Here is a 13,252-nt window from a genome sequence, read left to right on the forward strand (position 1 = left end):
GTCTACGTTTCGCGATCCGTGAAGGTGGCCGTACAGTAGGTGCTGGTGTTGTTGCTAAGATCTTCGACTAATTCATAACGAATTAAACGAAATCTTGCACTGTTCTTCTTTTTGAAGAAAGCGCATCGAAAAGGGAAGCTTAGGCTTCCCTTTTTCATTTCTAGATTACATTTAGTTATAAGTGTTGAAATAAAAGACGTCACTTTTTCGATTTAAAAACAGAGTTTTACCGACTTTATTTCTTAACGCTTTTACTCACCCCTCTTAACCCTTTGATCTTTTCCTGCAGCGGTAAAATCGTTATAACCAAATATTCTGAGCGGACACCATAATGCGACTGGTAACAAGAACTATTCTTGTTTATATTGTTTGTCACAGATTAGTTTTATAGGTTTTTTGAGTATGTACGTTTGTCTTTGTCATGGTGTCTCCGACAAAAAAATCAGGAAGTTGGCGATAGATGAAGGCGTAACAGATATTAAAGGAATCAAAAAGTGCACGGCATTGGGCAGCCAATGTGGTAAGTGCATCAGACAGGCCAAGGAAATTTTAGCGGAAACTAGTTACACGGAATTTAAACAAGCCAGCTAATTGCTGTAAGTATGCAGTAATTATTTGCCTTACATTTTGACACCTTCTCATTTGCTTCTACATTTAAATGAAGCCAAAGAGGAGGGTTTTGTCATGAAAGGCGATCCAATCATCATTCAACATCTCAATAAAGTGCTCGGTAACGAGCTCGTCGCTATTAATCAGTATTTTCTTCATGCCCGAATGTATAAAGACTGGGGCTTAAAGCACCTAGCAGACAAGGAATATCACGAATCTATCGATGAGATGAAACATGCCGATCATCTAATTGAGCGTATTTTGTTCCTTGAAGGCTTACCGAACCTACAAGATTTAGGTAAGTTGATGATTGGTGAAGATACCAAGGAAATGCTCGAGTGTGACTTAAAGCTTGAAATGGCGGCTATTCCAGATTTAAAAGATGCGATTGCTTACGCTGAAGATATTCGAGATTATGTGTCTCGAGATTTATTCCAAGACATTCTTGAAGATGAAGAAGAACATGTTGATTGGCTAGAGACGCAACTTGGCTTGATTGAAATGTCTGGTATTGAGAATTATCTCCAAGCGCAATACGTGGACGAAGAGTAACGATACTATCTAAGTTTGCATACTCCAATAATAGTAATAAGAAAGAGCACCTGACTCGAAAATCGGGTGCTTAACCCCGTTATCTGGTCTAATCTCTTTTATTATCGGCTTTTTAAGGATATTGCTCGCAATCTTGCCTATGAAGTTTGATTTCTATCCGATAGAATTTATGCCCCCTTACCTAAAAATAAAAAAGAGAAACGTCCATGTCTGAAGACAACCACCAAGCAGCCACTCCAGAAGAAGAACATCGCCAAAAAGCATTGGATTACCATGCTTATCCAACTCCAGGAAAGATTGCTGTCGAACTGACAAAGCCTGCGGAAACGGCGGGTGATCTTGCCCTTGCATACAGCCCAGGAGTTGCAGAGCCAGTGCGTGAAATCGCACAAAACCCGGATAACGTGTACAAGTACACTGCAAAAGGGAACATGGTTGCTGTTATTTCTAACGGTACCGCTATTCTAGGTCTAGGTAACCTAGGTCCACTTGCATCTAAGCCAGTGATGGAAGGTAAAGCGTTACTGTTTAAGCGTTTTGCAGGTCTTGACTCTATTGATATTGAAGTTAAGCACCGCACGATCGATGAATTTGTTGATACTGTTGCGAGCATTGCAGACACTTTTGGCGGTATTAACCTTGAAGATATTAAAGCACCAGACTGTTTTGAGATTGAAAAGCGTCTGATTGAACGTTGTGATGTACCAGTATTCCACGATGATCAACATGGTACTGCTATTGTAACGGCAGCGGGTATGCTGAATGCAATCGAACTTCAAGGTAAGAAACTTGAAGATTCAACAATTGTTTGTCTTGGCGCTGGCGCTGCCGCTGTAGCGTGTATGGAGCTTCTGATCAAATGCGGCGCAATGCGCGAAAAAATCTACATGCTAGATCGCAAAGGTGTGATTCACACTCGTCGTGATGATCTTAATGAATATAAGCAGCTATTTGCGAACAATACAGATAAGCGCACACTAGAAGACGTGATTGAAGGTGCAGATCTGTTCCTAGGTGTATCTGGTCCAAACCTATTGCCAGCGGAAGCGTTGAAGTTGATGGCAGATAAGCCAATCGTATTCGCATGTTCTAACCCGGATCCTGAAATCAAGCCGGAACTTGCTCACGCAGTTCGTGATGACTTGATCATGGGCACTGGCCGTAGTGATTATCCTAACCAAGTTAACAACGTATTGTGTTTCCCATTCATTTTCCGCGGTGCTCTTGATGTGCGTGCAAGTGAAATCAATGATGAAATGAAACTTGCAGCCGTTGAGGCGATTCGTGAGCTAGCAAAAGAGCCTGTACCTGAAGCCGTATTGAAGGCTGCAGGTGTTGATAAGCTAGAGTTTGGTGCGGACTATATTATTCCAAAACCAATGGATTCACGTTTGCTACCACGTGTTGCAAAAGCGGTTGCTCAGGCGGCGGTTAATTCAGGTGTAGCTCGTATCGAGATGCCTGAAAACTACATGGCAGAGTAATATATCTTTCAGATGTGATACACAAAAATGGGACGCTATTGCGTCCCATTTTTATGTCATTCATTTGGCTCGAGGCAAGAGTTATTACCTGAAACCTCTTATCAGGCTTTTTTATTCTTCGTCGAATGACTCAAATTCGATGCCCATTTCCGTCATCAGCGCTTTTACTTCTGTTGGAATATCATCAGGACGGTCTTTACGAAGGTCTTCATCTGTCGGAAGTGGCTGACCTGTGTACGCGTGCAAAAATGCCTCGCATAGCAATTCGCTATTGGTTGCATGGCGTAAGTTATTGATCTGACGGCGAGTACGCTCATCAGTTAGCACCTTTAAAACTTTTAGCGGGATAGAGACGGTAATTTTTTTTACTTGTTCGCTTTTTTTGCCGTGCTCTGCATATGGGCTAATGTATTCGCCATTCCAGTCAGCCATTGCACACCTTCATTTATGTAATCGGTTAAAAATAATTTAGGTGCTGATTTTAGCTGCATTTACCGCCATAAGCAAAGACATATAGACGTCTAGAAGTGTTGACGTCTCATTTTTTGACGAGTAAAGTGAACATAACAGCAAAGGAAGCGTGTTGATCACTTTATGTTACACATTAGATATAGCGCATTCCTATTTAGAAGTCATTACCCGTGAAAGGATACACCCATGAGCACTCGCAAACCTGCGACCATTGCAGTACGCACTGGTATTGAATCAGACAGCCAATATCATGCTGTCGTTCCACCTATTTATCTTTCCACTAACTATGGTTTTCCTGCTTTTGGTGAAGTGCCCAAGTATGATTACACACGATCTGGTAATCCAAACCGCGGACTGTTGGAAAGTGCGCTATCTGAACTCGAGTCTGGAAAAGGAGCGGTTGTTACTAATTGCGGTACGTCGGCATTAAATTTATGGGTTTCCGCTTTTCTCGGCCCAGATGATCTCATTATTGCTCCTCACGATTGTTATGGTGGTACCTATCGTCTTTTTAATACCCGAGCTAACAAAGGCGATTTTAAGGTTCAGTTTGTCGATCAATCAGACGAACAGGCTTTAGATGCTGCATTGGCACAAAAACCAAAACTCATTTTGCTAGAAACTCCGTCAAACCCTCTGGTTCGCGTAGTGGATATTGCAGCTACTTGTGAAAAAGCGAAACAAATCGGCGCGTTAGTTGCGGTGGACAATACCTTTTTGACACCCGTGTACCAAAAACCTTTAGAGCTAGGTGCGGATTTTGTTATCCACTCCACAACAAAGTACATCAACGGTCATTCGGACGTAATTGGTGGAGTAATCATCACCAACACAGAAGCGCATGCAGAAGAGCTTGCATGGTGGGGTAATTGTATTGGTGCAACGGGCACACCTTTCGATAGTTACATGACACTGCGAGGTATTCGTACGCTTGCTGCTCGTATGAGAGTACATGAAGAGAGCTCACAGCAGGTACTGGCTTACCTACAGAAACAAGCGTTAGTTAAAACTATCTATCATCCAAGCCTGCCGGAACATCCAGGTCATGACATCGCTAAAAAGCAGCAAACGGGCTTTGGCTCTATGTTGAGTTTTGAGTTTGCTGGTTCGTTTGAACAGTTAAAGGTGTTTGTGAAAGAGCTCCAACTGTTTTCATTAGCAGAGTCATTAGGTGGTGTAGAAAGTTTGATTTGCCACCCAGCATCCATGACGCACCGTGCAATGGGTGAGGAGGCGCTGGCGGAGGCTGGGGTCTCTCATCAACTATTGCGTTTGTCTGTCGGTTTGGAAGATGCACAAGACCTCATCACAGATTTAGAACAAGCGTTCGCTAAAGCTACCCAGTAATAGGAGACGATAACAATGACTGTACAACGTCAGCTGCATAAGTTTGGTGGCAGTAGCTTAGCAAACCCAGAATGCTACTTACGCGTTGTGGGTATTCTCAAGGAGTATTCGACAGAAAATGATCTGGTGGTCGTCTCTGCTGCAGGAAAAACCACTAACCGCTTGATTGAGTTTTTGGAAGGGTTAAATAAAGATGGCCGAATTGCGCATGAAGCGCTTCAAAGCTTAAGACAGTTTCAAACTGAGCTAATAGAAAGCTTGTTGGAGAGTGAAGCAAAAGAAGAGCTGTTAGCTTTATTACATGATGAGTTCAGTACTCTCTCGGAGCTGACTGCACCACTCACTAATGCGCAAAAATCTGCGGTACTGGGACACGGAGAAGTATGGTCTGCTCGCCTATTGGCCGCGTTATTATCTCAACGTTCTATCCCTGCGGTTGCACAAGATGCACGAGCGTTTTTACGTGCAGAAGCGGGAACTCAACCAGAGGTTGATCGCGCTCGTTCATACCCTTTAATTAAAGAGATCCTCGCGCAGCATAACCATAAACGTGTGGTAATTACTGGATTTATGGCTCAGAACGAGGCAGGAGAAACCATTCTACTTGGTCGTAACGGCTCTGACTATTCTGCAACGGTCATAGGCGCGCTTGCTGAAGTCAGTACTGTCACGATTTGGAGTGATGTTGCTGGTGTCTATAGTGCCGATCCACGTTTGGTGTCTGACGCTTGTTTATTACCGTTACTTCGATTGGATGAAGCCAGTGAACTTGCTCGCTTAGCTGCCCCAGTGCTACACAGTCGTACGCTTCAGCCTGTGGCGCAAAGTACCATGGACCTTAATCTCAAGTGTAGCTATCTGCCAGAGTCGGGTTCTACTCGTATTGAGCGTGTATTGGCATCTGGTCGTGGCGCTAAAATTATTACTTCACTGGATGATGTTTTATTGGTGCAATTGTCTTTCATGCATGGGCACGACTTCGAAAAAACACAGAGTGATGTATTACAAGCGTTGCAGCGCGCGCAATTAGAGCCACTGGCATTTGAAGCTCAATCCGATCAGCACACGCTACGCTTGGCTTACACCGCAGAAATCGCCGGTGGTGCATTGAAACACTTGCAAGAGCTTGCGGTAGAGGCAGAAATTAAGCTAAAAGAAGGTTACTCGCTCTTAGCTGCGGTAGGTGCAGGCGTTACGAAAAACGCCAATCATTGCTTTGGCTTTTATCAGAAGCTAAAGCACTCTCCGGTAGAATTTATCTCTGAAACAGACTCAGGGCTGAGCCTAGTCGCTGTTTTGCGCCGTACTGATACCGAGACGTTGGTTCAAACGATTCATAGCCAGTTGTTCCAAGCGCAAAAACGCGTGGCAGTGGCTTTATGTGGCAAGGGTAATATTGGTTCTAGTTGGTTAAATTTATTTGCGACGCAAAAAAGTGAGCTCGAAAAACGTCATGGTATGAGCTTTGATCTTGTCGCGGTTGTGGATAGCCAAACCTATTGGTTCGATGAGCAAGGTATTGAGGCGGCGAGTGTTGCTGAACGATTTGATGATGAAAGCATAGCCAACAATGGGGATTGGCTGGCACGTTTGGGAGCGCTTAAAAGCTATGATGAAGCCGTCGTGCTTGATGTTACCGCGAGTAAAGAGTTAGCTCAGCGCTACGTAGAAATCGCACAGCAAGGCATTCATTTGATTTCCGCTAACAAAGTGGCCGGTTCCGCAGATAGTCAGTACTACCATCAGGTTCAAGATGCATTCGCTAAAATTGGTCGTCATTGGCTATACAACGCAACGGTTGGTGCTGGGTTACCGATAAACCATACCGTGCGAGATCTTCGTGAAAGTGGGGATGAAATCGTCGCTCTATCGGGTATTTTCTCGGGGACGCTATCATGGCTGTTCCAACAGTTTGATGGTTCTGTGCCATTTAATGATTTAGTCGATCTTGCTTGGCAGCAAGGTTTAACCGAACCTGATCCTCGTTCTGATTTAGATGGCTCCGATGTAATGCGCAAGTTAGTCATCTTGGCTCGAGAGTCGGGCCTAGATATAGAACCAGACAGCGTTAAAGTTGAGTCTTTGGTGCCAGAAGAATTAAGAGAACTGAGCTTAGATGATTTCTTCGATAATGGAGCGTTGTTGAGTGAAATACTTCAAGAGCGTCTGACAAAAGCACAGAGAAACGATCAAGTCCTTCGCTATGTGGCGCGTTTAGAAAAAAATGGTAAAGCAACGGTGGGAGTCGAAGCGTTATCTCGTGAGCACGCGCTCGCCAACTTATTGCCATGCGATAACATTTTTGCCATAGAGAGCAAGTGGTACAAAGATAACCCTCTGGTCATTCGAGGACCAGGCGCAGGCAGAGAAGTGACAGCCGGCGCTATTCAATCCGACCTCAACCGATTGGCTGGTTTATTTTAAAGTTGCGATTGACCTAAAAACCCTGGAATTAATCCAGGGTTTTTTATTCCCCTATCAGTGCCATACTGAAGTCATAACCCGTGCAAAATGGCGAGATGATGCTCAAGTAGAAACTTGAACTATCTTCATTATTAACTTGAGAAAAATTCATAATTACAAGGTTGACATTAAATCGTATTCAATACATTCTGTAGACATATAGACGTCTAAACGTCGATTTTAAGGATTTGTTTTCGTGGCGGAGTGCCGCAGGGAGAGTAAGATGGGATATACGCACGCAGGCCATATCGACGCCTTGAACCAGAATATTGCTGAGTTATCAGATAACATCAATGTATCGTTTGAGTTTTTTCCGCCAAGCAGCGCTAAGATGGAAGAAACACTTTGGAATTCAGTGCACCGTCTTAAAACGCTTCAACCTAAATTTGTTTCTGTGACTTACGGTGCGAACTCCGGCGAGCGTGACAGAACACACTCCATCATTAAAGAAATTAAAGCCACAACCGGATTGGTTGCCGCTCCCCATCTCACTTGTATTGATGCGACTCGTGAAGAGTTGATTAATATTGCCGATGATTATTGGAACAATGGTATTGAAAATATCGTCGCTCTGCGTGGTGATATTCCTCCAGGTGGCGGTGCGCCTGATATGTATGCCTCGGATTTGGTTGAGCTGCTGAAATCACGCCACGATTTCGATATCTCCGTTGCAGCATTCCCTGAGGTTCACCCTGAAGCTAAAAGCGCACAGTCTGACTTATTGAACCTAAAACGTAAGGTAGATGCAGGTGCAAACCGTGCTATTACTCAGTTCTTTTTTGACGTTGAGTCTTACCTGCGATTCCGTGACCGTTGTGTAGCGGCAGGAATTGACGTAGAAATTGTGCCAGGAATTTTGCCTGTATCGAACTTTAAGCAAGCGTCTCGCTTTGCGGCACAGAACAATGTGAAAGTACCAGGATGGATGAGCAAACAATTCGATGGCTTGGATGATGATCCGGTGACTCGCCAGCTTGTAGGAGCTAGCCAAGCTATTGATATGGTGCGTGTACTGAGTCGTGAAGGGGTTAAGGATTTTCACTTCTACACACTAAACCGTGCAGAGATGACTTACGCGTTATGCCATACGTTGGGTGTTCGTCCTCGCGCAGTAGTCGGTGCGTAAACCTAGTTTCAAAAAGATAAAAGGCTTGCCAAGTGGCAAGCCTTTTTCGTTTTATCAAAGCAAAAGGAGTTTAACCAATCACTTCAAGTTCAGTTAGAACTTCTTCTGCCCAAGTGATCCAAGTTTCACGTAACAGTAGGTTACGGCGAAGCGTTAGACGTTCTAGGCGAGCTTGTTTATCTAAAGTTGACGGCGTTGCGTAGTAAGCCGCTTCAATTTCTTTGTAGTGAGAAACCAGTTTGCGAGACTCTTCAACTAGCTCGGCGAGTTGGTCACGGAATGGAGCCGCTGGTTGAACGGCACATGCCATCAATTTCGCTGAAAACTCATCACGAACTGTTGGGTGTGCAGTTGGTTGATCAAACCACTCTCCTAAAGCGCTGCGACCAGCGTCTGTAATGGAGTAAACCTTGCGGTCTGGTTTGCCTTCTTGGGGTTCTAATACGCAAGTAACCAGTTCTTTCTCAGCCATTTTGTTGAGTTCACGGTACACCTGTTGGTGGCTTGCTTTCCAGAAGTAACCGATGCTAGCAGAGAATTCTTTAGTGATATCGTAACCGGTTGCGTCGCGAGTGCTAAGAACAGTTAAGATTACGTGTGGTAATGACATGTCTTCAATCCAAATGGTCAATAAACTTGTAAACAAGCTACTTATACTTTCAGCTGCGCTCTTACTGGCACTTGAGTTTTTTAATGTATAAGTAGCACCAACAATGTTGGTCCTGTCACCTTAAAGCCGTTTATCACCTAGAGAGATGGGGAGTCCCATCAAGGCTGGAGCAGGTATGATTGGATTTATGAGCTCTCAGCAGGCAAGTAGTATATAAATAATAAGCATGAAGTGGAATAGTAGGACAAAATTACCCTAAAAAACTAACATAATAATCAATAGTGTTAACTTGTGGTTTTTTATTCTTTTATTTTGGTATTTTTTGGGTCTATAGTGGTGTATTTAACTGCCTTTGTTTTGGTGCGATTATCCTGTGATAAAAAAAAGCTGAGCATTTGCCCAGCTTTTTATTAAAAATGAAACGATTAGCCTGTGTTGCGCATACCAGCAGCAATACCAGCAATCGTCACCATCAACGCTTCTTCCAAGTTTGCAGAAGCTTCTTCGGTTTGACGCGTGCGGTATAGTAGCTCTGCCTGTAGCATATTCAATGGCTCAACGTAGATATTGCGTAAGCGAATCGACTCGAGTCCCCAAGGGTCATGCTGCATCAAGTTTTCATTGTTCTCTACATTCAGTACCGCTTTGATGTCTTCTTGAAGCTGAGCACGAAGTTTTTCACCGAGTGGACGGAGCGACTCATCCACCAATCGCTCATCGTAGTAGCGAGAGATATCAATATTACACTTCGAGTACACCATCTCTAGCATGCCGAGACGAGTAGAGAAAAACGGCCATTCGCGGCACATCTCTTCGAGCAATGCTTGGTGGCCTTTATCGATCGAGTATTGAATCGCTTCACCTGCGCCTAGCCATGCAGGAAGTACCAAACGGTTTTGACTCCATGAGAAGATCCACGGGATTGCACGTAAGCTTTCTACTCCGCCCTTAGGGTTGCGTTTTGCAGGACGAGAACCAAGTGGCAACTTACCGAGTTCGAGTTCTGGTGTTGCTTGGCGGAAGTAAGGCACGAAATCTGGCTCGCCACGAACCACATTTCGGTAAGACTCACAGCTTACTTCTGATAGCACTTCCATCAAGTCGCGCCATTCTTGTTTTGGCTCCGGTGGCGGTAACAAGTTGGCTTCCAGAATCGCACTTGCGTATAGGTTAAAGCTGTTTACTGCGACATCTGGGAGACCCAGTTTAAAGCGGATCATCTCGCCTTGCTCTGTTACACGTAAACCGCCTTTCAAGCTTTTTGGTGGTTGCGACAAAAGCGCAGCATGCGCAGGTGCGCCACCGCGACCGACTGTGCCCCCACGACCATGGAATAGAGTTAGCTCAACGCCTTCTTCTTCAGCCACTTTAACTAACGATTCCATCGCATGATACTGAGCCCAACCTGCAGACATAACACCTGCATCTTTCGCTGAGTCAGAGTAACCAATCATGACCATCTGGTGGTTTTGGATAAAACCACGGTAAAGGTCAATCCCCATAAGCTGCTTGATGACCGATTCCGCGTTGTTCAAATCGTCTAGCGTTTCGAACAGAGGACACACATCCATGCGGTAAGGGCAACCAGCTTCTTGTAGCAGTAGATGAACGGCTAGTACGTCAGAGGCGGTACGTGCCATTGAAATAACGTAAGCGCCAAACGCTTCACGCGGTTGTGCTGCAACAATCTTGCAGGTATCCAAAACCTCTTTGACGGGTTCAGACGGTTCCCAATCACGAGGGAGAAGCGGACGTTTAGATGCCAGCTCGTTAGTTAGAAAAGCAATCTTATCTTGCTCACTCCATTGTTCGTAATCACCAATACCTAAGTAGCGAGTCAGTTCAGACAAGACGTCTGAGTGACGCGTGCTCTCCTGGCGGATATCAAGACGTACAAGATGGATACCAAATGCTTTTACGCGGCGTAGTGTATCCAGTAGTGAGCCGTTGGCTATTACACCCATGCCACATTCGTTTAGTGACTGGTAGCAGGCATACAACGGTTCCCAAAGTTGCTCGACTTTTTGCAGTGGTGCTTTAACGGCCAGTTTTTGACCGTGGATCTTAGCATCGAGAATATCTTTGGTTTCATTGAGCAGAGTGCGTAATTGCTTCAGGATCGCACGGTATGGTTCGTGCTGATCTTCGCCAGCAAGTTCACGGACTTGATCGTTTGAAACTGTCATAGACAGCTCGCTGATCAACTCGTTGATGTCATTGAGATAAAGATCGGCGGCTTTCCAACGAGACAATAGTAAGACTTCACGCGTAACGTTGTGAGTAACAAACGGGTTACCGTCACGGTCACCGCCCATCCAAGAGGAGAAGTGCACTGGGCGAGCATCAATGGGTAAACCTTCTCCAAGGTAAGATTTTAGACGGTCATTCATCTCACGTAGGAAGTCCGGTACTGCTTCCCATAGAGAGTTTTCAACGACCGCAAAGCCCCACTTTGCTTCATCCAACGGAGTAGGGCGTTGTTGTCGAATCACGTCTGAATGCCAGCCTTGGGCAATCAGTTGCTCTAGGCGGCGTTCGGTTTTTCTGCGCTCTTTAGAAGAAAGATCGCTTAGCTCCAACTTTGATAAGCACTCGTTTATCTTGACCAGTTTGTTGATCATCGTGCGGCGCGTAATTTCTGTTGGGTGAGCCGTCAATACCAATTCAATATTCAGATCACGAACCGCTTGGGCAGTGTCCAGTTTGCTCACATCGTTTTGTACCAGTTTAGAAAACAGCGAGTTAATCGCGTCTGGTTCGCAAATGTGCTCTTCACAATGGCGTGAAATCGTGTGGTATTGCTCAGCGATATTGGTGAGGTTTAGAAATTGGTTAAACGCGCGAGTAACGGGCGTTAGCTGCTCATCAGGTAGATGTTTGATTTCTTCGATCAAGCTGTCCCTGTCTGCTTGATTCCCTGCTTGAGCTGATTTGGATAATTTACGAATGGTTTCCACTTTCTCGAAGATTTCTTCGCCATGGGCATCGCGAATGGTGTTACCCAATAAGTGGCCTAACATGCGCACATTACTTTTGAGTGCGGCGTATTTCTCGTTCATTGTCGTCCTGCCTCGTAAAAAAACTACATCCATTGTCCTTGTTAAGACTCCAATCTAGCGAAAAGCACCAGTTATAGTCAAATAAAGCAGACTAAGTTTGCAATTATTCCGCTGTCTCCTGATTTAGAGCAAATTTACGGCAGCCATAGAGTAAGAAGTGAAAATTAATTACAAAATAACAAGTTAAATAAGTGTTAAGACTAGCGCTAAATTGTGAAGATAAAAAGATGCAGCTCAATCGAGCTGCACAGACTTTCGAGCTTAAACGCGTATTAACAGCAGTACTTGACCATCGCCTTTGAAAGCACATCAATTGTGGGGTCGATAAAGTCGAAGGATAGAAACTCATCCGGTTGATGGGCTTGGTCGATTGACCCAGGGCCGAGCACCAAGGTTGGACACAACTGCTGTAGAAATGGTGCCTCAGTACAGTAGTTCACGGTTTCTGAACTGGTTTGGCAGATCTCTTCAACACCACCGATAAATGGGTGGTCATGTTGGCATTCGTAACCCGGAATAGGCTCATGCAATGGAATAATCTCCAGTCTCCCAGGCCATTTCGCTTCGACTTCTTTTAATGCTCCGCGCAACATGTTCTCTAAACCATCAAGGCTAATGCCGGGAAGAGGACGCACGTCGTAATGCAGCTCACAGCAACCACAAATACGGTTAGCGCTGTCACCACCATGAATGTGTCCAAGATTTAGGGTTGGGCTTGGAATGGCAAAACCCGGATGGTGATATTCTTTAATCAATTTGTCACGCAGTTGCATCATGGCGAACATGACTTCATGCATGATCTCAATAGCGTTAACGCCAAGCGCTGGGTCCGATGAGTGACCGGACTTGCCTGTTACGCGAATGGCATTTGCCACATGCCCTTTATGACCTCGAATTGGTACAAGGCTGGTGGGTTCACCAATGATGCAGTAATCCGGCTTAAATGGGGCGTTTGCTGTGAAATGTCGCGCGCCCAACATGGTGGTCTCTTCGTCACAAGTGGCTAATACGTAGAGTGGTTTGCTCTGCTTGCTCCAATCGACTTTCTTCACTGCTTCATAAATAAAGGCGAAAAAGCCTTTCATGTCTGCTGTGCCTAAACCGTAGAAGCGGTTGTCTTTTTCCGTCAGTTTATGCGGATCGAAATTCCATCGCCCTTGATCGAATGGCACGGTATCACTATGGCCAGCAAGTAAAAGGCCACCTTCACCCTCACCCATACGTGCGATCATATTGTGCTTGCCTGGCTCGACTTCGATCACTTCAACGCTAAAACCCAGATCTTTAAACCAAGATGCGAGTTTTTCGATGACTTTTGCATTGCCCTGATCCCAGCTCGGATCCGTGGAGCTGATAGAAGAGGTGCTGATGAGTCCTTCATAGACCTCTAGAAAAGTTGGTAATTGCATGGATTCTTCAAATCTCCTGTTGACAGACAGACCACAAAAATGTAAAACACATATTAAATCATATTTAATGAATAAAAAATCAAAATAAAGCAAAAATTAAATATGAATAGTCATTTGAGCCT

The 13,252-nt window shown here is 44.8% G+C and carries 10 protein-coding genes and 1 pseudogene; 7 read left to right on the forward strand and 4 right to left on the reverse strand.

The window, feature by feature from the left end; translation table 11 throughout:
- The 4 genes and pseudogenes from R7127_RS22055 to R7127_RS22070 all read left to right on the forward strand — a co-directional run.
- Positions 1-71 (forward strand): annotated as a pseudogene (locus R7127_RS22055) (elongation factor Tu); the annotation flags it as partial.
- 331 nt (positions 72-402) lie between these two features.
- Positions 403-591, forward strand: coding sequence for a (2Fe-2S)-binding protein (locus tag R7127_RS22060; RefSeq protein ID WP_005381360.1), 189 nt, complete (start codon positions 403-405; stop codon positions 589-591).
- Positions 592-684: 93 nt separating this feature from the next.
- Entirely contained in the window at positions 685-1,161 is a 477-nt protein-coding gene (gene bfr, locus R7127_RS22065) for a bacterioferritin (RefSeq protein ID WP_005381359.1), read from the forward strand.
- A gap of 206 nt (positions 1,162-1,367) precedes the next feature.
- On the forward strand, positions 1,368-2,645 hold the full coding sequence (locus R7127_RS22070; RefSeq protein WP_005381358.1) for a malic enzyme-like NAD(P)-binding protein: 1,278 nt from the start codon (positions 1,368-1,370) through the stop codon (positions 2,643-2,645).
- Positions 2,646-2,756: 111 nt separating this feature from the next.
- Here the strand turns inward: R7127_RS22070 and metJ are convergent, their stop codons facing one another.
- Positions 2,757-3,077 carry a met regulon transcriptional regulator MetJ gene (metJ, locus tag R7127_RS22075; protein WP_005381353.1) on the reverse strand — a complete coding sequence of 107 codons (321 nt, stop codon included), beginning with the start codon at positions 3,075-3,077 and terminating at the stop codon, positions 2,757-2,759.
- A gap of 225 nt (positions 3,078-3,302) precedes the next feature.
- Here metJ and R7127_RS22080 point away from each other — a divergent pair, with 225 nt between their 5' ends.
- The 3 genes from R7127_RS22080 (at position 3,303) to metF (ending at position 8,052) form a co-directional block, all read left to right on the forward strand.
- Positions 3,303-4,463 (forward strand): O-succinylhomoserine (thiol)-lyase, encoded by a 1,161-nt coding sequence (locus R7127_RS22080; protein WP_005382793.1) that lies wholly within the window; start codon positions 3,303-3,305, stop codon positions 4,461-4,463.
- Between the two features lie 15 nt (positions 4,464-4,478).
- On the forward strand, positions 4,479-6,887 hold the full coding sequence (locus tag R7127_RS22085; protein ID WP_053304153.1) for a bifunctional aspartate kinase/homoserine dehydrogenase II: 2,409 nt from the start codon (positions 4,479-4,481) through the stop codon (positions 6,885-6,887).
- A 262-nt stretch (positions 6,888-7,149) separates the two neighbouring features.
- Positions 7,150-8,052 carry a methylenetetrahydrofolate reductase gene (gene metF / locus R7127_RS22090; protein WP_005381345.1) on the forward strand — a complete coding sequence of 301 codons (903 nt, stop codon included), beginning with the start codon at positions 7,150-7,152 and terminating at the stop codon, positions 8,050-8,052.
- A gap of 70 nt (positions 8,053-8,122) precedes the next feature.
- Here metF and R7127_RS22095 read toward each other — a convergent pair whose 3' ends face one another.
- The 3 genes from R7127_RS22095 to argE form a co-directional block, all read right to left on the reverse strand.
- Positions 8,123-8,662, reverse strand: a complete 540-nt coding sequence (locus tag R7127_RS22095; protein WP_005382791.1) for a PadR family transcriptional regulator — start codon at positions 8,660-8,662, stop codon at positions 8,123-8,125.
- A gap of 425 nt (positions 8,663-9,087) precedes the next feature.
- Positions 9,088-11,721, reverse strand: coding sequence for a phosphoenolpyruvate carboxylase (ppc, locus tag R7127_RS22100; RefSeq protein WP_005381336.1), 2,634 nt, complete (start codon positions 11,719-11,721; stop codon positions 9,088-9,090).
- 272 nt (positions 11,722-11,993) lie between these two features.
- Entirely contained in the window at positions 11,994-13,130 is a 1,137-nt protein-coding gene (gene argE / locus R7127_RS22105; protein WP_005381335.1) for an acetylornithine deacetylase, read from the reverse strand.
- Positions 13,131-13,252: the final 122 nt, after the last annotated feature.

This window comes from Vibrio sp. 1159 (assembly GCF_033340395.1).
Classification (GTDB): domain Bacteria; phylum Pseudomonadota; class Gammaproteobacteria; order Enterobacterales; family Vibrionaceae; genus Vibrio; species Vibrio alginolyticus.